Origin of the sequence: Goodfellowiella coeruleoviolacea, from assembly GCF_024171785.1 — a bacterium.
Lineage (GTDB): Bacteria > Actinomycetota > Actinomycetes > Mycobacteriales > Pseudonocardiaceae > Goodfellowiella > Goodfellowiella coeruleoviolacea.
Window position 1 is genome coordinate 198767 of record NZ_JAMTCK010000008.1, and the last position, 20806, is coordinate 219572.

At 75.0% G+C, this 20806-nt stretch carries 16 protein-coding genes; 9 read left to right on the top strand and 7 right to left on the bottom strand.

Annotation, left to right across the window (positions count from 1 at the left end; genetic code table 11):
* Positions 1-15 precede the first annotated feature (15 nt).
* The 7 genes from LX83_RS18880 (at position 16) to LX83_RS18910 (ending at position 7323) form a co-directional block, all read left to right on the top strand.
* The gene (locus LX83_RS18880) at positions 16-1044 is read left to right on the top strand and encodes an NAD-dependent epimerase/dehydratase family protein (RefSeq protein WP_253773172.1); all 1029 of its coding nucleotides are present in this window, start codon (positions 16-18) and stop codon (positions 1042-1044) included.
* A 139-nt stretch (positions 1045-1183) separates the two neighbouring features.
* A complete protein-coding gene (locus LX83_RS18885) occupies positions 1184-2125 on the top strand; it encodes a UbiA prenyltransferase family protein (RefSeq protein WP_253773174.1) in 942 nt (313 codons plus the stop codon).
* Entirely contained in the window at positions 2122-3153 is a 1032-nt protein-coding gene (locus tag LX83_RS18890; protein ID WP_253773176.1) for a glycosyltransferase family 2 protein, read from the top strand. The genes LX83_RS18885 and LX83_RS18890 overlap by 4 nt, the downstream gene beginning before the upstream one ends.
* Positions 3146-4243 (top strand): endonuclease/exonuclease/phosphatase family protein, encoded by a 1098-nt coding sequence (locus LX83_RS18895; protein WP_253773178.1) that lies wholly within the window; start codon positions 3146-3148, stop codon positions 4241-4243. Before LX83_RS18890 ends, LX83_RS18895 begins: the two co-directional genes overlap by 8 nt.
* Positions 4240-5196, top strand: coding sequence for a lysylphosphatidylglycerol synthase domain-containing protein (locus tag LX83_RS18900; protein WP_253773181.1), 957 nt, complete (start codon positions 4240-4242; stop codon positions 5194-5196). The genes LX83_RS18895 and LX83_RS18900 overlap by 4 nt, the downstream gene beginning before the upstream one ends.
* Positions 5193-6326, top strand: coding sequence for a glycosyltransferase family 4 protein (locus LX83_RS18905; RefSeq protein WP_253773183.1), 1134 nt, complete (start codon positions 5193-5195; stop codon positions 6324-6326). Before LX83_RS18900 ends, LX83_RS18905 begins: the two co-directional genes overlap by 4 nt.
* A 40-nt stretch (positions 6327-6366) precedes the next feature.
* Positions 6367-7323: an aldo/keto reductase gene (locus LX83_RS18910; protein ID WP_253773185.1), complete on the top strand. Its 957-nt coding sequence runs from the start codon at positions 6367-6369 to the stop codon at positions 7321-7323.
* Between the two features lie 170 nt (positions 7324-7493).
* Here LX83_RS18910 and LX83_RS18915 read toward each other — a convergent pair whose 3' ends face one another.
* Positions 7494-8519 carry a DUF418 domain-containing protein gene (locus LX83_RS18915; protein WP_253773186.1) on the bottom strand — a complete coding sequence of 342 codons (1026 nt, stop codon included), beginning with the start codon at positions 8517-8519 and terminating at the stop codon, positions 7494-7496.
* 119 nt (positions 8520-8638) lie between these two features.
* On the opposite strand from LX83_RS18915, the gene LX83_RS18920 reads away from it, so the two are divergent.
* A complete protein-coding gene (locus LX83_RS18920; RefSeq protein WP_253773188.1) occupies positions 8639-9790 on the top strand; it encodes a sensor histidine kinase in 1152 nt (383 codons plus the stop codon).
* Positions 9787-10449, top strand: coding sequence for a response regulator (locus LX83_RS18925; RefSeq protein ID WP_253773190.1), 663 nt, complete (start codon positions 9787-9789; stop codon positions 10447-10449). The genes LX83_RS18920 and LX83_RS18925 overlap by 4 nt, the downstream gene beginning before the upstream one ends.
* A 75-nt stretch (positions 10450-10524) precedes the next feature.
* Here LX83_RS18925 and LX83_RS18930 read toward each other — a convergent pair whose 3' ends face one another.
* The 6 genes from LX83_RS18930 to LX83_RS18955 form a co-directional block, all read right to left on the bottom strand.
* The gene (locus LX83_RS18930) at positions 10525-13107 is read right to left on the bottom strand and encodes a helix-turn-helix transcriptional regulator (RefSeq protein ID WP_253773192.1); all 2583 of its coding nucleotides are present in this window, start codon (positions 13105-13107) and stop codon (positions 10525-10527) included.
* Positions 13108-13139: 32 nt separating this feature from the next.
* Positions 13140-13352 carry an MbtH family protein gene (locus tag LX83_RS18935; RefSeq protein ID WP_253773194.1) on the bottom strand — a complete coding sequence of 71 codons (213 nt, stop codon included), beginning with the start codon at positions 13350-13352 and terminating at the stop codon, positions 13140-13142.
* 32 nt (positions 13353-13384) lie between these two features.
* The gene (locus LX83_RS18940) at positions 13385-14656 is read right to left on the bottom strand and encodes a PLP-dependent aminotransferase family protein (RefSeq protein ID WP_253773196.1); all 1272 of its coding nucleotides are present in this window, start codon (positions 14654-14656) and stop codon (positions 13385-13387) included.
* A 135-nt stretch (positions 14657-14791) separates the two neighbouring features.
* On the bottom strand, positions 14792-14953 hold the full coding sequence (locus LX83_RS18945) for a hypothetical protein (RefSeq protein ID WP_253773198.1): 162 nt from the start codon (positions 14951-14953) through the stop codon (positions 14792-14794).
* A gap of 387 nt (positions 14954-15340) precedes the next feature.
* On the bottom strand, positions 15341-16261 hold the full coding sequence (locus tag LX83_RS18950; RefSeq protein ID WP_253773200.1) for a helix-turn-helix transcriptional regulator: 921 nt from the start codon (positions 16259-16261) through the stop codon (positions 15341-15343).
* A 348-nt stretch (positions 16262-16609) separates the two neighbouring features.
* Positions 16610-20593, bottom strand: a complete 3984-nt coding sequence (locus tag LX83_RS18955) for an amino acid adenylation domain-containing protein (RefSeq protein ID WP_253773201.1) — start codon at positions 20591-20593, stop codon at positions 16610-16612.
* Positions 20594-20806 lie beyond the last annotated feature (213 nt).

Here is a 20806-nt window from a genome sequence, read left to right on the forward strand (position 1 = left end):
CCGAAGGAGGACCAGATGCACATCGTGGTCACCGGGGCGTCCGGGATGCTGGGCACCGCCCTGCTCACCCAGCCCTGGACCGACGTCACCTGGACCGGGGTGGACGTGCGCCCGCTGGCCGAGCGGGCGCGCGACCGCGCCAGGTTCGTGCGCGCCGACGTGCGCGACACGGCCGCGGTGACGCGGGCGCTGCGCGGCGCCGACGTGGTGGTGCACGCGGCGGCGGCCCTGCCCAGCCACCGGTCCGCGGACATCCGGTCGATCGACGTGGACGGCACCGCGTCGGTGCTGCGGGCCGCCCGCGCCGCCGGCGTGGACCGGTTCGTGCACATCTCCTCGACCGCGGTCTACGGGCTGCCCGAGCACTGCCCCACCCCGGAGGACTACCCGTGCCGGCCGGTCGACCCCTACAGCGCGGCCAAGCTCGCGGCCGAGCAGCTGGTGGCGGCCGAGCGGCGGGCCGGGCTGTGCGCGCCGGTGCTGCGGCCCAAGACCTTCCTCGGCGAGGAGCGCCTCGGCCTGTTCGCCATGCTGTTCGAGTGGGCCGAGGAGGGCCACAACTTCCCGCTGCTCGGCGGCGGCAGGTGCACCGCGCAGATGCTGGACGTCACCGACCTGTGCGAGGTCGTCCGGCAGGTGTGCCTGCGGCCCGACCAGGTCGTCAACGACACGTTCAACGTGGGCGCCCGGGAGTTCGGCTCGCTGCGCGAGGACTTCCAGGCCGTGCTGGACGCCGCCGGCCACGGCAAGCGGGTGGTCGGCGTGCCCGTGGCGCCCGCCGTGGTGGTGCTGCGGGCACTGGCCGCGCTGCGGCTGTCCCCGGTCTACAAGCGACTGGTGCACAAGCTGACCCGCGACTCCCACGTGTCCACCGACAAGGCCGTGGCCAGCCTGGGCTTCGCCCCCCGGTACAGCAACGCGCAGACGCTGCTGCGCACCTACCACTGGTGGCGGGCGAACGCGGCCAGCACCAGGACCACCGGCCGCACCCACCGCGACCCGTGGAAGCAGGGCGTGCTGCGGCTGGCCAAGGCGCTCTGCTGACCCCCGCCCCACCCACACCGTCCACATCGGACCTGTCCGTTCCGGTCCCCGATTTCCCTGCCCCCGCCTGGCAATGGCGCTGTGCGGCACTACCGGCCGATCCCCACACGCTCGCACGTCCACTGAGGAGAGGTGCGCAGTGGAACACGCCCTTGATGTCGACAAGCCGCTGAACCCCAACCCGTTGGACACCCGAAGAGTCGGTGCCGGAGGCACCCTGGGTGGCCTCGTCCTGCTGTTGCGTCCCAGGCAGTGGGTCAAGAGCGGGCTGGTCCTGCTCGGCCCGCTGCTCACCGCCCCCGCCGCCGTGCTCAGCCACACCGGGCCGCTGGCGCTCACCCTGGTCGCGTTCATCCTCGCGCCCGCCAGCGTGTACGTGTTCAACGACCTGCGCGACCGCGACCGCGACCGGCTGCACCCGGTCAAGCGGCTGCGGCCACTGGCCAGCGGCCGGGTCAGCCCCACCGCCGCGGTGGGACTGCTGGGCGCGACCGGGGTGGCGCTGCTCGGCCTGATGCTGGTGCTGCCCGTGCCGGTGGACCTGGTGCTGGCCAGCTACCTGGTGCTCAACCTCTGGTACTGCCTCGCCCTCAAGCACCAGTCCCTCGTGGACGTGTGCGTGGTGGCCGTCGGGTTCGTGCTGCGCACGATGGCCGGCGTGTTCGCGGTCGGCGCCGCGCTCAGCCCGTCCCTGCTGATCTGCGTCTACTGCGCGTGCCTGGCCCTGTCGCTCGGCAAGCGCCGGCACGAGCTGGCCCGGCTCGCCGACGACCTGGACGCGCTGCGCCACCGGCCGGCGCTGACCGCGTACTCCACCGCGTTCCTCGACCAGATCGTGGTGCTCACCCTGGTGGCCACGCTGGCCAGCTACGTCAGCTTCGTCTGGCTGGACGTGCGGCACGGCGCGCTCACCGCCGCGCTGACCTTCCCGTTCGCCACCTTCGCCATCTGCCGCTACCTGCAGATGCTGACCGTGCAGCGGGCCGGCGGCGACCCGGTCGAGGACCTGACCCGCGACCGGGTGCTGCTGGTCAACGGCGTGCTGTGGGTGGCGGCGCTGATCGGGGGAGTGACCCTGTGAGCGAACGCCCCCTGGTCTCGGTGATCATCCCGAACTACAACTACGCCAAGACGCTCGGCGCGTGCCTGCGTGCCGTGTTCGCCCAGACCCACCAGCCGCTGGAGGTCATCGTGGTGGACGACGGCAGCACGGACGCGTCCGCGGAGATCGCCGCGGGCTTCCCGTGCCGGCTGGTGCGCACCGCCAACGCCGGCGTGTCCGCCGCGCGCAACCTGGGCGCCCGGCTGGCCAGCGGCGAGATCCTGTTCTTCCTGGACTCCGACGTCGAGCTGCGGCCGGACGCGGTGGCCACCGCCGTCGACCTGCTGGAGCAGGACCCGAACCTGGGGTCGGTGTGCGGGATCTACGACTGGGTGCCGCTGGTCGACGACGGGCCGGTCGAGCGGTACAAGGTGATGCAGGGCCACTACTGGCGCCTGCGCTGCGCCGGCGAGGTCAGAGCGGCCTTCTTCTCCCTGGGGGCGCTGCGCCGGTCGGTGTACGAGCGGGTCGGGCCGCTGGACGAGCACCTGCGCTACACCGAGGACGTCGAGTACGGCGCCCGACTGTCCACTATGTCCAGGATCCTGCTGTCGCCGAGGGTGGTCGGCCGCCACGACGACGACGACCGGCTGTCGGTGCTGCTGCGCAAGCAGTTCGTCCGGTCGGTGCCGCTGGTGGCGTTGTTCGCCGACCGGGGGCCGCGCCGCCCGCAGCTGGGCGACACCGCCTACCGGCCGGCCGCGGTCGCCGCCACCGGGCTGGCCCTGGCCGGCCTGCCGCTGGCACTGCTCACCCCGTGGGCGCTGGTGCTGCTGCCGCTCGGCCTGGCCGGTGTCGCCGGCGCCGAACGGGCCATGCTGCGCTTTGTCCGGCGCACCGCGGGCAGCCGCCGGTTCACCCTGGTGTTCTTCGCCCTGCACGTGCTGATGAACGCCACCACCGGGTTCGCCGCCGGCGTGGGCGCGCTGCGCTGGCTGACCTCCCGGCGGTTCCGGCGCTTCTACCACCAGGGCACCGCGGCTCAGGCGGAGGCGGCCAATGCCTGACCAGGCAGCCCCACCCCGGGCCGAGGCCCGGCAGCGGCCGGTCCGGCGGCCGGCCCGGCGGTGGCCGGCCCGCGCCGCCACCGCGCTCGTGCTCGCGTGGACCGTGTTCGTCCTGCTCAACCTGGTGGTCTCCGGCCACTGGTCGCTGTGGCTGGTGTTCTCCCTGGTGCCGCCGCTGGCGTTGCCGGTCGGCGCGCTGGCCGCACTGGCGCTGGCCGTGCTCGTGCCGGCCGCACCCGGCCGCACCGCGCACCGCCGGGTCGCGATCGCGCTGGCCGTGGCCGCGCTGCTGGCCAGCCTGCCCCAGTCCGGCCTGCACCCCGGCACGCTCGCCCCGTGGACCCGGGACGGCACGCCCCCGGACGGGCCGGTGGTGCGGGTGGTGTCGTGGAACACCGAGTACTGGGACCAGACCGACGACCCGGCCGCGTTCTTCGGCTACCTGCGCGACCAGCACGCCGACGTCTACCTGCTCCAGGAGTACCTGCACTTGGTGGCCGGCCAGGTCGTGGCCATCGACGACCTGGCGCGGCTGCGCGCGGAGTTCCCCGACTACCGGGTGGTCGTCAAGGGCGAGCTGGTCACGCTGTCCCGGCTGCCCGTGCTCGGCCAGCCCGAGGTGGCCGACGACAACGTGCTGCGGGTGGACGTGCGCACCCCCGGGGGCCGCGCGCTGTCCACCTACAACACCCACATCCCCGCCCAACTCGACCCGACCCGCAGCCCGCTGTCGCTGGAGTTCTACCGGGTGCTCACCCAGCGGCACACCCAGCGCGCGCACGCCTACGCCGCGCTGGCCTCGGCCGCCGGCCAGGACCCCCAGCCCGGGGTGATCGCCGGCGACTTCAACACCACCCCGGCGATGGGCGAGATCAACCGGGTCGGCGCGCTCGGCCGGGACGCGGCCGAGACCGCCGGCCACGCCCTCTACCCGGTGTCCTGGAACCAGCACGGCGTGCTCGGGCTGTGGCGGCTGGACTGGGGTTTCCTCCGCAACGGCGTGCGCGCGCAGGACTACCGGCTGCTGGACGCCGCCGGCATGTCCGACCACCGCGCGCAGGTCATCGACCTCACCGTGGAGGGCCCGTGAGCGGACGTCCGCAGTGGATGCGCTGGCTGCGGATCGCGGCCACCGTGCTGATCCTGGCCTTCGCCACCGTCTACATCGGACGCGAGCTGGCCGGTGGGTGGGAGCAGACCCGGCAGGCGCTGCTGGCGCTGCGGCCGCTGCCGCTGGCCCTGGCGCTGCTCACGGTGTGCGCCGGCGTGGTGATCACCGCGCTGTCCTGGCGGGAGCCGCTGTGCGCGGTGTCCGTGCCGATCGGCGCGGGCGACGCGGTGCGGCTGTTCGCCGCCGGCCAGCTCGGCAAGTACGTGCCGGGCGTGATGTGGTCGGTGCTGCTGCAGGCCCAGCTCGCCGCCCGCTCCGGCATCACCACCACCCAGATCGCCGTGACCTTCGGCGTGTACGGGGTGGTGTCCCTCGCCACCGGCGCGGCCATCGGCCTGCCCGCCAGCATCGACCGGCTCGCCCCCGGCTCGCCCGGCCTGACCGCGGCCGTGGTCGCGCTCGCCGTGCTCGGCCTGCTGGTGCTGCCCTGGCTGCTGCACCGCGCGCTGCGGCTGGCCAGGCGGGTGCGCGGCCTGCGCGGCCGGCTGGCCGAGGTGCAGGCCGGGCCACTGCGCCGGTCGGTGCTGCTGTGCGTGGTGTCCTGGCTGGTCAGCGGGCTGCACCTGTGGGTGCTGGCGATCGCGCTCGGCGCGCCGCCGCTGGCCGCGCTGCTGCCCTGCGTGGGCGGCTTCGCCCTGGCCACCGCCGCCGGCACGCTCGCGTTCCTGGTGCCCGACGGACTGGGCGTGCGGGAAGGCGTGCTCACCGTGGTGCTCAGCGGCTGCCTGCCGGTGCCGGCCGCGCTCGTGGTGGCCACGGCCAGCCGGCTGCTGCTGGTCGCCTCCGACGTACTGATGTTCCTGTACGGCTCGTGGTCGGCGCGCGGCACCCGGGCCAAGCCCACGCTCGAACCCTCGGGAGGACTGTCGTGACCGAACCCGACTACGACCTGTGCGTGGCCGTCAACTACTACGCCCCCTACGTCAGCGGACTCACCGAGGTCGCCAGGGTGGTGGCCGAGGGGCTGGCCGCGCGCGGCTGGCGGGTCGCGGTGGTCGCCGCCCGGCACGACCGCGCCCTGCCGCTGCGCGAGACGCGCAACGGCGTGCACGTGTACCGCTGCCCGGTGCTGGCCACCATCGGCCGGGGCATGGTCAGCCCGTCGTTCACCGGCACGGTGCGGCGCGTGGCCCGCCGGTCCCGGCTGCTGCACCTGCACCTGCCCATGCTGGAGGCCGGCGCGATCACCGCGCTGCCCCTGCCGGTGCCGGTGGTGTCGACCTACCACATCGACCTGTGGCTGCCGCCCAGCCTGGTCAACCGGGCGGCCACGGCCGCGGTGAAGGTGTCCTCCGCGCTGACCCTGGCCCGCTCGGCCTCGGTCGTGGTGAACAGCGAGGACCAGGCCCGCCACTCCGAGCTGTGGCCGAAGCTGGCGGCCCGGCCCGTGGTGCCGATCGCCGCGCCCTGCCTGGACCGCGACGGCGGCGCGCCGACCCGGCGGGAAACCCCCGGCCTGCACGTGGGTTTCCTCGGCCGGATGGTGCCGGACAAGGGACTGGAGTACCTGATCGAGGCGTTCGCCGGCATCCCGGACCCCGACGCGCGGCTGCTGCTCGGCGGCGACTACGCGACCGTGGCCGGCGGCAGCGTCATCGACATGGTGCGCGCCGCCGCCGCCCGCGATCCCCGGATCAGGATCCTGGGGTTGTTGCGGGGGAAGGAGATCAACGACTTCTACGCGTCCATCGACGTGTTCGCGCTGCCGTCGGTGGCCGAGTCGTTCGGCATCGCCCAGGCCGAGGCGATGATGTGCGGGATCCCGTCGGTCACCACCGACCTGCCCGGCGGCCGCTACCCGGTGCTGGCCACCGAACTCGGCCGGATCGTGCCGCCCCGCGACCCGGACGCGCTGCGCGCGGCCCTGCTGGAGGTGGCGGGCTGGGACGCGGACGTGCGGGCCGGCGGCGCCAAGCGGGCCAGGGACGAGTTCGGCGTGGCCGGCTGCCTGGACCGCTACGCCGCCCTGTTCACCACCCTCGCGCCAGGTCTCGCCCACTAGGGTGGGCGGGCCAGCGCGCACGACAGGAATGTGAGGCACAGTGCCGGAAACGAACACCTGGCAGCGGCTGTCCGAGGCCAGGGTCTGCCTGGGCACCATGTACTTCGGCACCACCGTGGCCGAGCCGCGGGCCAGGCAGGTGCTGGACCGCTACCTCGACCGAGGCGGCCGGCTGGTGGACACCGCCAACTGCTACTCGTTCTGGGTGGACGGCGGCACCGGCGAGGAGTCCGAGCGGGTCGTCGGCAGGTGGCTGGCCGACCGGGGCGCCCGGGACGACGTGCTGCTGGCCACCAAGGTCGGCTCCCGTCCCAGGACCCTGGGCGCGCCCTGGCCGGAGCAGGCCGAGGGGCTGACCGCGCGGGTGATCCACGACCAGTTCGCGCGCAGCGCCGAGCGCCTGGGCACCGACCGGGTCGACCTGTACTACGCGCACATCGACGACCCGCGGACCGACCTGGCCGAGACCCTGGGCGCGTTCGCCCGGCTGGTGGAGCGCGGCGCGGTCGGCGTGGTCGGCGCCAGCAACCTGAGCGCGGCCCGGCTGCGCGCCGCCCGCGACCTGGCCACCAGCCACGGCTGGCCCGGCTACCAGGTGGTCCAGCAGCGCCACAGCTACCTGGCGGTCGACCCGGGGGTGGACATCGCCCCGCAGGTGGCACTGGACCAGGACCTGCTGGCCTACGCCGCCACCCAGCCCGACCTGCTGCTGCACGGCTACTCGCCGCTGCTCGGCGGCGCCTACACCCGCCCGGACAAGCCGCTGGCCGCCGAGTACCAGGGGCCGACCACCCAGCGCCGGCTGGCCGCGCTGCGCGAGGTGGCCGCGCGCCTGAACGCCACCCCGAACCAGGTGGTGCTGGCCTGGATGCTGGCCAGCACCCCGCGCGTGGTGCCGGTGCTGGGCGTCAGCAGCGTCGCCCAACTGGACGAGGCCATGGACGCCCTCACCCTCGACCTGGACCAGGACGCCCTCACCCGACTCACCCACCCCTGACCCCACCCCGCGCGAGTCGACCGTGCAAACCCCCCGAGTTGACAGTTCACGCAGGCCCGTTCGGGTGAACGCAGGCCCGTTCGGGTGAGTGGGCAGGCGGACCGGGCGCCGGCGGGTTCGCACCCGCCGGCCCCGGCACCACGCGGCGGCGGACCGGCCGGGGCCGGCGGCTACCTGCCCGCGCCGACCCGCAGCGGTGGCCGGCGCAGCCACGTGGCCCACCGCCACAGCCACTCCAGCGGGCCGTACCGGTGGTGGCGCAGCCACAGCGCGGACCACAGCCACTGCACCGCGAGGATGCTGCCGGCGATCGCCACCACCCTGGTCATCGACCAGGTGTGCGCCGGGCCGCCGAGCACGCCCGCCACCACCAGCACCAGCACCGTGGCGGTCAGGTAGTTGGTCAGCGCCATCCGGCCCAGCGGGGCGAACACGGCCAGCAGCACCGGCCGCAGCCGGGTCCGCAGCAGCGCCAGCAGCCCGCACACGTACAGCCCCGCCACCAGCAACCCGCCCAGCGCCATGGCGAACCGGCCGGACCAGCTCGGCCCGTCGGCCTGGGTGCTCACCTGCCAGGCCAGCACCGGCACCGCGGCCACCGCGAACAGCAGCGCCAGCAGCGCCGGCCCCCGGGTGGACCGCTCCATCCGGTCCACCACCCCGTACCGGACCAGCGCCGAGCCCAGCAGGAACAGCCCGGCCACCACGGTGAACCGGCTCTCCCCGGTGACCAGCGAGGTCGCCAGGAACACCGCGGCCAGGCCGGCCACCGCCCAGCGCGGCAGCCAGCTCGACGGCAGCAGCACCACCAGGCCGATCACCGCGTAGCTGGACAGGATGTCGCCCAGCCACAGCCCCAGCAGGTGCACCAGGCCGATGCCGAGCAGCACCGCGAGCCGCCGCGCCAGCAGCGCGCGGGGTCGGGCGGTGCGGCCCGCCGCGGAGGTCAGCAGCAGCGAGAAGCCGATCCCGAACAACAGCGAGAAGATCGGGAAGAACCGCTGCTCGGCCAGCAGTCCCAACCAGGTGTGCCCGTCGGTGAGGTCGGCCGGTCCGCCCGACACGACGACCCCGCCGACATTGGCGATCGGCTGGACGTTGACCAGCAGGATGCCGCACAGCGCGAACCCGCGCACCACGTCCAGTGCGGCGATGCGCGGTCGGCCGGGGGGAATCCGGGAATCCTCAGGTGACATGCGGCCATGCTGCAAACCCGCCCGCGGCGCCGGCATCGGCCGCCAGCACGGTCGTGCCGCGTCCGGATCGTACTTTCGGCTGGTTCGTGGCGCCGCCCCGATCTCCTAGTCTCCCCACTGTGGACATTCGGGTGCGGCCGGCCGGCATCGCGGCCGAGATCGGGCTCGCCGTGCTGTTCGCGGTGGCGCTCGCCGGCACCGCGGTCGCGATCGCGACCAGCTGGGGCGGCGGCTACTGGCAGTTCGACTGCGCGGTCGGCGCGGTGGTGTGCGGGCTCGCCCTGCTGCGCCGCCGCAACCGGGTGTGGGCGGCCGGCGCGGGCCTGGCCGTGGCGGCACTGGCCATCCTGGCCGCCGACCTCGCCGACCTGCCCCGCGAGCCCGGTCCGGCCGCGGCCACCGCGCTGGCCGTGCTGGTCGGGTCGGCGGTCAGGGCGCTGCCCGCCCGGCCGGCGGTCGCGATCGCGGCCGGCGGGCTCGCCGTGGTCGCCGGCAGTCTGCTCACCGCGCCGCGCGCCGGCTCGGCCGGCGCGGTCCCCGTGGTGGCGGCGTTCAGCGGGGCGGTCTGGTTCACCGCGCTCGTGGCCGGGCTGGGGCTGCGGCTGCGGGACGCCCGCCGCCGGGCCACGACCGAGCAGGTGCGCCGGCACGAGCGCCTGGAACTGGCCAGGGAACTGCACGACGTGGTCACCCACCACATCACCGGCATCGTGGTCCAGGCCCACGCCACCCGGATCGCCGCCCGCAAACACCCCGAGTCCGTGCCCACCGCGCTGGAGGGCATCACCACGGCCGGCTCCGCCGCGTTGGCCGCGCTGCGCCGCGTCGTCGGCGTGCTGCGCGACGGCGACGACGCCGCCCCGGTCACGCCCGGCCCGGAACGGCTGCGCGACCTGGTCGACCGGTTCGGCGCGCACGGTCCGGGCGTGCGCCTGCGCCTGCCAGCCGGGGAGGACGAGTCGGCGTGGCCGCCCGAGGTGACCAGCACGGTCTACCGCGTCGTCCAGGAGTCGCTGACCAACATCGCCCGCCACGCCCCGCACGCCCGCTCGGTGGACGTCACCGTCACCCGCGACCGGGACGTCCTCACCGTCGAGGTCAGCGACGACGGCCCGGCCACCCCGGCCAGACCGCACCACCGCGGCTACGGCCTGGTCGGCATGGGGGAGCGGGTCGCCGCGCTCGGCGGCACCCTCCAGGCCGGCCCGCGCCCCGAGGCGGGCTGGACCGTGCGGGCCACCCTGTCCGCCGCCGCACCGGAGCGCCGATGACCATCAGCGTGCTGCTGGCCGACGACCAGGCGATGATCCGCGGTGGCCTGCGGCTGATCCTGGAGGACCAGCCCGACATCACCGTGGTCGCCGAGGCCGAGGACGGTGTCGAAGCGGTCGAGTTGGCCCGCCGGCTGCGCCCGGACGTGTGCCTGGTGGACATCCGGATGCCCCGGCTGGACGGCATCGAGGTCACCAGGGCCCTGGCCGGCCCCGGCGTGGCCGACCCGCTGCGGGTGGTCGTGGTCACCACCTTCGACCTGGACGAGTACGTGCACGGCGCGCTGCGCGGCGGCGCGGTCGGGTTCGTGCTCAAGGACGCCGTGCCCACCCTGCTGGTCGAGGCGGTCCGCGCGGCCGCCACGGGGGACGCGCTGATCTCCCCGTCGGTCACGGTGCGGCTGCTGCGCCACCTCACCGCGGCCGCCGCCCCGGCCAGGCGCCGTCCCGGCCGGCCGCTGTCCGAACGGGAGACCGAGGTGGTCCGCGCCATCGCCAGGGGCCGCACCAACCAGGAGATCGCCGCGGAGCTGTTCATCTCGCTGAGCACGGTCAAGAGCCACGTGTCCGGCATCCAGACCAAGCTCGGCCTGCGCAACCGCGTCGAGATCGCCGCGTGGGCGTGGGAACACCGCGTGGTGACCGCCGGCCAGCCCTGACCGCCGGCCAGCCCTGATCGCCGGCCGGCCCTGAGCACCGTCGGCGCCGGTGTTCGCCGCGGACCCGAGCGCGCGCTAGGCGCGCCTGGGGCGGGCGACGACCGTGGCCCGGCCGACCATGTTGGCGATCTCCGCGCGGGAGGAGACGGCGAGCTTGGTGAAGATCCGGCCGAGGTGGGTCTCGACGGTCTTGTGGCTCACCGCCAGCTCGCGCGCGATCTGGCGGTTGGTGCGGCCCTGGCTGACCAGGGTGGCGATCTCGTACTCGCGCTGGCTCAGCACGTGCTGTTCGGTCGGCGGGCACTGGGCCGGGGTCGCGGTGGGCAGCGGGGTGGTGCCGTGGCGGGCGGCCAGGGCCCGGGCCGCGGCGTGGTGGTCGGCTGCGCGGGCGTGTTCGTTGAGGTTGGTCAGGGCCTGGGCGGCCAGGGTGTGGGCGGTGGCCGTCAGCAGCGGGTTCGAGGCGGTCAGGGCCGCGGTCGCGTGGACAAGGGCCTCGCCGGGGCCCTGGGCCACCCTGGCCGCCGTCAGGTTCGCCTGGGCCGTCAGCGCCGGCAGGCCCAGGGCGCGGGCCGACTCGGTCACGCGCTTGGACCACAGGGCGGCCTCGCTGGTGTTGCCCAGCAGGAGTTCCGCGTGCGCCAGCTGGCTGCCCGCCGGCACGTGGTCCCAGGCCGGCAGCTCGGGCAGGGTGTCGCCGCCCGCCGCGTCCAGGGTCAGGGTGACCGCCGTGGCCGGGTCACCGTCGTGCAGGTGGGCCGCGGCCGCGGTCAGGCGGGCCCGGCGCCACCACGGGCTGTCCGGCGGGACCAGGGTGGCGGCCTGGTGGCTGTCCGCGAGTGCGGCCAGGACCTCACCCCGGGCCAGGCTCACCTGGGCCCGGGCGGTCAGGGCCATCGCCCGCAGGTCTTCCGCGCCAGGGGACTCCGACAGGCTCACCGCCTGGTTGGCCGCGCCGGCCGCCGCGCGCAGCTCGCCTTCGCGGAGGTGGACCGTGGCCAGGCCGGTCAGGGCTGGGATCATCGCGGGCCAGCGGCCCGAGGCCCGGCTCAGCGCCAGCCCCTGGGTGAAGTGGCGCAGGGCCGCCGAGTGCTGTTCCAGGTGGGTCTCCAGCCAGCCCAGGCTGGTCAGGATGGCCGGGGTGCGCGCCAGGTCCGCGCCCGCCTGGCGGTCGGCCACCCTGGCCGCCTCCCTGGCGCTGCGCTGGGCCGGGCCCGCCGAGCCGTTGGCCAGGCGGGTGATCCCGTGCACCGCCAGCGCCAGGGCTTGCAGGGCCGGGTCGCCGCTGCCCGTCGCGGTCAGCAACGCGTCGTCGGAGAAGTGCCAGCCGGTGTCCCACAACGAGGTCTGGGCCAGGGGCAGGCGCAGCTGCGGGGAGTCCACTGTGGACAGGGCCTTGCGCAGCAGGGAGCGCGCCTGGGTGTAGCGGCCCGCGTACTGGGCCAGCAGGGCACGGGTCTCCGCGCCCGCGCCCGGCACCGCCGAGGGCAGGTCGTCGTGCCGGGACAGGGCCTCGGCGCCGCCGCGCAGGTCGCCCGTTGCCACCGCACAGCGCGCCAGCGCCAGCAGCGGGGCCGGTGCCTCGGCGTCCGGCAGCTCGCGCAGGGCCGCGCGGTAGAACCCGGCCGCGGTGCCAGGGGCCCGGTCGGCCAGTTCGTCGGCCGCCGCCAGCAGCGTCGCGGTACCGGCCGGGCCGGCCTGGCCCGCGCGTTCCACGTGCCGGGCGTAACCGGCGGCGGGGGTGCCGCGCTCGCGCAGGTACTCCGCCGCCCTGGCGTGCGCGCCCAGGCGCCAGCCCGCCGGGGCACCGGCGTAGGTCACCGCGCGCAGCGCCGGGTGGCGGAAGGCGAAGCGGCCCGGGATGTTCGTCGGGCGCAGCACGTCCGCGGCCACCAGGGTGTCCACTTCGGACAGCAGATCGGCGTGGTCCAGCCCGGCGAGCACCGCGGCCAGGTAGGTGTCCTGGCCCGCCACCGCGGCCGCCCTGGCCACCAGCAGGGCCCGCGCGGGCAGGGCCTCCAGCTCCAGCAGCAGCTCGGCCGCGCCCTGCTCGGGCAGTGCGGTGGCCTCCTCGAACAGCTCGCCGCCGCCGCAGCCCTGGCCCGCGCACCAGGACCGCAGCAGGCGCAGGTAACGCGGGTTTCCGCCGCTGTCGGCGTGCGCGGTGGTGCGGTGCCGTCCGCACAGCGTGTCCGGCAGCAGCGTCTCGGTGTCAGCTGCGGTCAGCGGCGGCAGCTCCAGCCGCGTGGTCCGCCACGTGGTGGCGGCCGTGCCCAGCGCGGCCAGCAGGTGGGTCGGGGACTGGCGCGGGCGGTGCGAGAGGACCAGCATCAGGTCCGGTGGCGGGGTGCGCAGCAGCTCGTGCAGCGCGGTCACCACCTCCGGGCTCGCCTGGTGCACGTCGTCGACCACCAGCACCTCGGGCAGCGTGCCGCGCAGCCGCTCGGCCGTCAGCCGGGGGTGGGCGCCACCGGTGCCCCCGGCGGCGGCGAGCACCTCGTGCCCGGCCGCCGCCGGCAGGAACTCGGCCAGCAGCGCGCTGCGGCCCATCCCGGGCTCGGCGACGAGGTCGACCAGCCGTGCCCCGTGCCCGCCCAGCACCTCCTTGAGCGCGGTGAGTTCCCGCCGCCTCCCGACGAACCGGGTTGCCGTGCCGTCCATCCTCGCCCTCCCTCCCGAACCGCCGTTACCGGTTAACCGGCCTGCTCGGACATGGCGCGCCGCAGGCTCAGCGGGCGCATGTCGGTCCACACCTCGTCGATGTGCGCGAGGCATTCCTCCTTGCTGCCGGTCACGCCGACCGCGCGCCACCCGGCGGGCACCTCGCGGGTCTGCGGCCAGATCGAGTACTGCTCCTCGTCGTTGACCACAACGGCGTAGGTCCTCTTGTCCTCGGTGTCCTGCATCGATTGCCTCACAAGGGTTTCAGCGGTTGTAATCAGGGGCGGGCGAGGGTGCGAGCCGCGGCGCGCACACCGGCCAGCACCGTGCCGTCCACGGCCAGCACGCCCCGGTCCTCGGTGCGCACGGCGCGCAACGCCTGGTCCACCAGCGCGGCGACCTGGCGGATCTCCGCGGCACCGAACCCGCGCTGGGCGAGCACGGTGCTGGACAGGGCGATGCCGCCGCAGTCGGCGTCGTGGGGGTCGTCGGCGGGCACGCGGCAGCGGGTGACGACCACCCCGGCCTCGGCGAGCACGCGCTCGGCGAGCGCACCGGTCAGGCCGGTGCCGGTCAGGTCGAGCACGCACAGCTGGGTGTCGGTGCCGCCGGCGACCAGGGTGTGGCCCAGCAGCGCCAGTTCCTCGGCCAGCACGGTCGCGGCCATGAGGATCCGCTCGGCCAGCACGCGGAACTCGGGTCCGCCGGCGTGCCCGAGCACCCGGGCCTTGGCCGCGGTGACCGGGCGGCCCGCCGCGGCGGCGCACCCGCCCGCCCGGCGCAGCCGCTCGGCCAGGGTGCGCACGTCGCCGTCCAGCACCAGGTCCGCGTCGCGGCCGCACAGCACCAGGCCGCCGTGCGGGCCGCCCAGCTGCTGGTGCGTGCTGGCCACGGTGACGTGCGCGTGGTCGACCGGGCTCGGTGCGAGCCCGGTCGCGACCAGGCCCGTACCGGCCGCGATGTCGGCCACCAGCAGTGCCCCGACCTCGTCGGCCAGGGCGCGCAGGCGGGCGAAGTCCACGTGCCTCGGGTAGCTGCCCGCACCGCACAGGATCACCGCCGGGCGGTGCTCCCTGGCCAGCGCGGCGGCCGCCGCGTAGTCGAGGCGGCCGTCCGCGCCCACCCCGTGCCCGACCCAGCGGTGCGTGCTCAGCCGCCGCGGCGCCGGCTGCGAGCCGTGCGCCAGGCGCAGGTCCACCACCGCGTCCTCGGGTTCCAGCAGCGCGTCCAGCACCACGCTGGTCGCCGCCGCCGGGGAGTCCGGCCGCACGTCGGCGTAGCGGGCGCCGAACAGCTGCGCCGCGCGAGTGGTGGCCAGGGCTGCCAGCTGCGCGTGCGCCGGCTGGTGCGGCAGGTCCTCGCTGGCCGTGTGCAGCGCCGGGTCGGCGAGGCAGGCCAGCGCGGTGGGGTCGAGCAGGCCGGCCGAGCTGGCCAGGACGAGCAGCGGGTCCCGCTGTCCCGACGCGGCGCGCCGGGCGGTGGCCAGCTCGGGGTCGGTCTCCGTGACGGCGGCGGGCCGCGACACGGACGAGGTATTGGCCAGAAGCATTCCAACTCCTCTGTTCGGCCGTGTCGGCACGGCCACGCCTCAGGCATGCGTCAACCCACGCCGCCTGTCGTTAGTGCTTTTTCCAGTTTTGTGGTGCGTCCTTTGTCGAGGAGTTCGACCAAGGCTCGGCCGGAGTCACGACCAGTCGGTGCCGCCACCGCCCGGGTGAATCCCGCCGTGCGCGCTCTGCTGCATGTTCTGCGCGGTGACCTGCGTGGATGCGGAGGCCGTCGGCCCGGCGACGACGAAGATGGCGAGCGAGAGGACGATGACGCTAATAACCCGGTTGCTGGACATGGTGGTGTTCCTTCCTCTCGCAGTCGGTGAATTCCCGAGCGGACCGGTTCGAAGCTTTTGCTCCGCATCCGCCGTTCGGTCCGGCAGGAACTAGATTCGTCCATTCCGCCTGTCGAGGCCAGAGGTTGCCACGTTCATGAAGTGGCCTGGCAGCAAGTTCCCACCGGGGCCGTCCGCGCAGGTGGCAGGGTTGCGGCGGGGTCTTTCGCGCTGGTTGGGGCCGGAGTCCGGCAGCGCGTGCGCGCCTGGCCGTGCTCCGCTGTCAGGCGGGTGGGACCTGGCGCCGGGGGAGCACCGTGCCCTGCTCGCGGGTGGGGACGGTGGTGCGGACAGGCCGGGGCGGCACACGCCACCCGGGCGTGCGCCGGAAGGGCAGCGGGGCTCGGCTCAGTCGAGCAGGCCGCGCTGCTGGGCGAGCACCCCGGCCTGGAAGCGGCTGTACGCGCCGAGGTCGGCGATGATGGCGGCGATGTGGCGGCGGCAGGTCCGCACCGAGATCCCCAGGCGGCGCGCGATCATCTCGTCCTTGGCGCCGGAGGACATCTGCTCCAGGATCGCCCGCATCATCTCGTCGCGGGCCTTGCCGGCGTCGTCGACGACCTCGGCGTCCTTGGCACCGACCTCGGTGATCGGGAACGGCCTGCCGTTGTGCCACATCAGGTCGAAGCTCGACAGCAGGTGCTCCACCACGCCCGGTTCCTGCACCAGCACCGCGCCCTTCGCGGGATCACCGGTCTCCAGCGGGATGAACGCGACCTCGCGGTCGAAGGCGATGAGGCGGCGCGGCACGATCGGCACCGTGCGCACCTGGGCGCCGTGCCGCAGCACCTCGCCGACGTAGCGCTGGGTGGCGGCGTGGTAGCGGGTGGAGTGCTGGAGCACCGAGCGCATGACCACGCCGCGCTCCAGCATCATCAGGTCCAGGGCGAGGCTGCGGGCCAGGCCGTCCTCGCTCATGCCGCTGCCGGGGTGGGCGATGCACAGCTCGTGCTTGACCCGCCGGGCCCGGTCACCGAGCAGGTGCCGCACCATGTCGACGTCCTCGATGACGTCGACCGCCTCGGCCGTCCGCCGGGACTGCCGTGCCTCGAAGTAGGTGGGCAGCAGGGACAGCATCTCGGCGCGCACCCTGGCCATCTCGTTCTGGCGCTGGCGGATCTGCTTCTCCTCCTCGGCCAGCAGCTCGACCACCGCGGTCTCCGGGCCGACCGCGTCGTACTCGCGCTCGGGGTCCAGCGAGCGCCGGAACAACATGCGCTCCCGCAGCGCGGTGACCAGCTCGTCCAGCCGCTCGCTCGAAATGCTCAACTCCGCTCGCGCGTCTTCCCTGCTCCAGGTCGGGTTCGCCACCGCCATCTTGTACAGCTGCACCGACTCAGGCCCCAGTTCCTGGTGCACCCGGTACCCCCGCGCCCACTAACTCGATGTTCGCCCGTAGTTAGTGTAGGAGTCAAATATTGGGGAATCGAACGATCTGGGCAAGACCGGAAACAGATCTTGCCACTTTGCCCGCACCGCTGCGGGACACCAGGTGTGGCCGAGGGTTTTGCGGGTGGGACCAGCGGTCCCCGTGCCCGTGTCCACCCGGTCCGGCAAGCAGGCCACGCGCTCGTCGGCACGGCGCGGTTGACCGGCTGGCCGGCGGCCGCGCCCCCGTCACCGCCGGTCGGCGCGGGCGCGGTGGTCGGCGAGCAGCCCGCCGAGGGTCGCGCCGAGGGTGGCGGCGTGCGGTGCGCGCACCATCGCGTAGTGGTCGCCGGGCACCCGGTGGACGATGAGCGGGCCGCGCACGTGGCGCTGCCAGCCCGAGGTCACCGACTCCTCGGTCACGCTCGATTCGGCCACCAGCAGGTCCAGGCGGCCCTCGTAGGTGCCGGGCCGCCAGCGCACCCCGGCCATGGTGGCCGCGACCGCCACCCGCGCGCGGGCCAGCACGCCCCGGCGCTCGCGCGGCCGGACCTGGCCGGATGTGGTCAGCGCGGTCACCGCGTGCGCGTAGCGCTCCTCCTCGGCCAGGGCGCGCAGCTCCGCCGGGTCGAGGGTGACCGGGGGCAGACCGGTGGACAGGCCGTAACCCGCGACGAACTCGGCGAGCGCGTCCGCCTCGTCCAACCCAGCGGGCAGCCCGCCGGGCGGCCGGGAGTCCAGCAGCGCCACCACGCCGACCCGCTCACCCCGTGCGGCCAGTTCGGTGGCCAGGGCGAACACCAGCCAGCCGGCGGATGACCAGCCCGCCAGGTGGTAGGGACCAGTCGGGGCGATCTCCCGCATGGTCGCGAGGTGCCGGTCCACCAGCGCGGACATCTCGTCCAGCACCGGGCCGCCGGCCAGCCCGGGGGCCTGCAGCCCGTACGCGGGCACGTGCTCCGGCAGGTGCCCGCTCAGCGGCAGGTAGGGCAGGGCGGTGCCGCCGACCGGGTGCACGAGGAAGAGCGGCGCGCCGGTACCGGACTCCTTCAGCGTGACCACCGGCGCGGTGGCGTCGGCCGCGGCCGGGACCTCGCCCAGCACGGCGACCCGGGCCAGCTCGGCCAGTGTCGGCTGGCGGAAGAACTGCTGTGTGGTCACCGCGATCCCGGACCGGGCGGCGATCTCCACCGCGCGGATCACGCTGAGCGAGCTGCCCCCGAGGTCGAAGAAGTTGTCCCCTGTGGACACCCGGTCGAGATCGAGAACCTCGGCCCACACGTCCGCGAGCGCCCGCTCGGCCGGGGTGGCCGGTTCGACGTGGACCCGCTCGGGCCCGGTCGAGTCCGGGGCGGGCAGCGCGGCGCGGTCGACCTTGCCGTTGGGGTTGAGCGGTAGTCGCGCCAGCCACAGCACCCGCGCGGGCACGAGGTGCTCGGGCAGCCGTTCCCGCAGCGCGGCTTTGGCCGCCGCCTCGTCGATCGGGGTGGGGCCGGCGACGTAGCCGACGAGCCGGGTCTCCCCGGCGGCGCGGCGGGCCACCACCGCGGCGGCGGCCACCCCGGGCAGGGCGCGCAGCGCCGCCTCGACCTCCCCCGGTTCGATCCGGAAGCCCCGCACCTTCACCTGCTCGTCGACCCGCCCGCCGTAGGCCAGGTTCTCCCCGGTCCAGCGCACCTGGTCCCCGGTGCGGTACATGCGGGAGCCGGGCGGGCCGAACGGGTCGGGCAGGAACCGCTCGGCGGTCAGGCCGGGCCGGTCGAAGTACCCCCGGGCCAGGCCCGCGCCCGCCACGTACAGCTCACCCCACACGCCGTCCGGCACCGGCCGCAGGTGCTCGTCCAGCACGTGCACCCGGGTGTTGCCGATGGGGCGGCCGATGGCGACCGGGCCGGTGACCGCCGGAGCACCGGGCGCCAGCTCGAACACCACGCAGCCCACGGTGGCCTCGGTGGGCCCGTACTCGTTGACGACCCGCGCGCCCGGGTGCCGGTCACGCCAGCGCTGCAGCACCGCGCCGTCCAGCGCCTCGCCGCCGATGACCAGGTCGCGAGCGTCGGACGCGGGGTGCGGCAGGGTCTCCAGCAGCCGCAGGTGGCTCGGGGTGATCTTGAGCAGGTCCGGGCGCGCGGTGTGCTCGCCCAGGTCCCCGAAACGCACCCGGCCGCCCGTGATCAGCGGGGTGAACAGGTTGGTGACGGGCATGTCGAAGGCCACCGAGGAATGCACCAGCGTCTCCCCCGAGGCCGCCGGGTACAGCTCCGCCGCCGCACCGAGGTAGGCCGTCAGGGACGCGTGCTCGATCACCACGGCCTTGGGCCGCCCGGTGGAACCGGAGGTGTAGATCAGGTAGGCGGCCTCGCGCGGGTGCGGCACCAGGCCCAGGTTGTCGTCGGGGCCGTCGGACACCGGAAGCTCGGTGAGCACCACCCGGGCCCGGGAGTCGTTGACCAGCAGGCTGATCCGCTCGGCCGGGTAGCTGGACTCGACGGGCAGGTAGGCCGCTCCGGCCTTGAGCACCCCGAGCAGCGCGACCATCAGGTCGACCGAGCGGGGCAGCACCACGGCCACCACCGACCCCGCGCCGACGCCGCGCGCCCGCAGCCACCTGGCAAGCTGGTTGGCCCGCCGGTTCAGCTCGGCGTAGGTCAGGGCACCCGCGTCGTCCAGCACCGCCACCGCGTCCGGCGTGCGGTCCACCTGAGCCTCGAACCGCTGCGGCAGCAGGACTTCCGGCCGCTCGACCGCGGTCGCGTTGCGCTCGGCCAGCAGCCGGTGCTCGGCAGGGGAGAGCAGGTCCAGTTCGGACAGTCGCGCACCCGGGTTGGCCACGGCGGCGGTGAGCAGGCGTTCCAGGTGGTCCAGCAGGCGCACCATGCGGTCCTGGTCGAACAGCTCGGTGGAGTACTCCAGGTCCAGCTCGATCCCGCCCGCGTTCGCCCGTTCCCCGAACCCGAGGCCGGCGTCGAACCGGGCGGTGCGGCCGGGTGTGGCGACCGGGGACATGCTCAGCGAGCCGAACCGGGCCTGCTCGGCATCGCCCGCGCCGGACTGGAACAGCGCGACCTGGAACAGCGGGTTGCGGCCGGGGTCGCGGTCCGGGCGGAGCGCGCGCACCACCTCGTCGAAGGGCACGTCCTGGTGGTTGTGCGCGCCGAGCACGGTCTCGTGCGCCCTGGCCAGCAGTTCCCAGAACGTGGGGTCGCCCTCGGTGGACACGCGCAGCACCACCGAGTTGGTGAAGAACCCGATGAGGCCCTCCAGTTCGGGGCGGGTGCGGCCGCCGAAGACCGAGCCCAGCGCGATGTCGCGCTGCCCGGAGTACACCGACAGCACCGCGGCCAGGCCCGCGGTGAGCACCGGCAGCATCCGGGTGCCCGCCCGGGCGGCCAGGTCCAGCAGGTCGCGGTGCAGCGCGGCGGGCAGCAGGTGGTGGAGGTCGCGCCCGGCGAAGGTGGGCTCGGCGGGGCGGGGGCGGTCGGTCGGCATGGCCAGGGTGGGCAGGTCCGCCAGGCGCTCGGTCCAGTACCGCAGTCCGTCCACTGTGGACCGGCTGCGCTGCCAGGCGGCGTAGTCGGCGTACTGCACGGGCAGTTCCGGCAGCTCCGGCTCGCGGCCGGCCTCGTGCGCCAGGTAGGCCTGCGTCAGCTCGCCGAGCAGGACCGGCACGGACTCGCTGTCGACCGAGATGTGGTGCGTGCACAGCACCAGGAGGTGGTCGTCCTCGGCGGCCCTGGCCAGGCCGGCGCGCAGCATGGGGTCGCTGGCCAGGTCGATCGGCCGGGTGCCCTCGGCCACCGCGAAGTCCACCAGCGCGGTCAGCCGGTCGCCGGTCACCCCGGTCAGGTCGGTCACCGGCAGCGGCACCAGGTCCGGGGCGGGCCCGGCGAGCTGGCGCGGCCCGTCCGGGGTGCTGAGGTAGCGGGTGCGCAGGATCTCGTGCCTGCCCACGACCGTGGTCAGCGCGCGCTGGAGGGCGGTCACGTCCAGCGCGCCGCGCAGCCGCAGGGTGAGCGGGGTGTTGTACACGGGCAGCCCGGGGGCGGCGCGGTCCAGGAACCACAGGCGTTCCTGGGCGAAGGACAGCGGCAGCGGCCCCGTGCGCGGTACCCGGCGGACGCGGTCGTCCGCCACCCGGCCCCTGCGGGCGTCCCGCACCTCGGCGAGCAGCTTCGCCCGCTGCTCCGGCGAGAGCGCCGCCAGCCGTCGCTTCAGGTCCTGTTGGGTCGCCACCATCGCCTCGCTGCCCCTCCTGCAGTGCCGTACTCGGCCAGGTCGGAGCCTGGTCCCCGGACGGCGCGCCGGGGAGTCGGGGTAATGACCGACAGGCCCGGACCCGGCTCGGCGTGCGATGGTCGGCAGGCCCGGGAAGCGGGCGAGTGATTCCCCCGGGGCCGCGCCGACCAGTCACCGGCGCGGCGGACCCCAGTTCTCCTACCAAGTTCG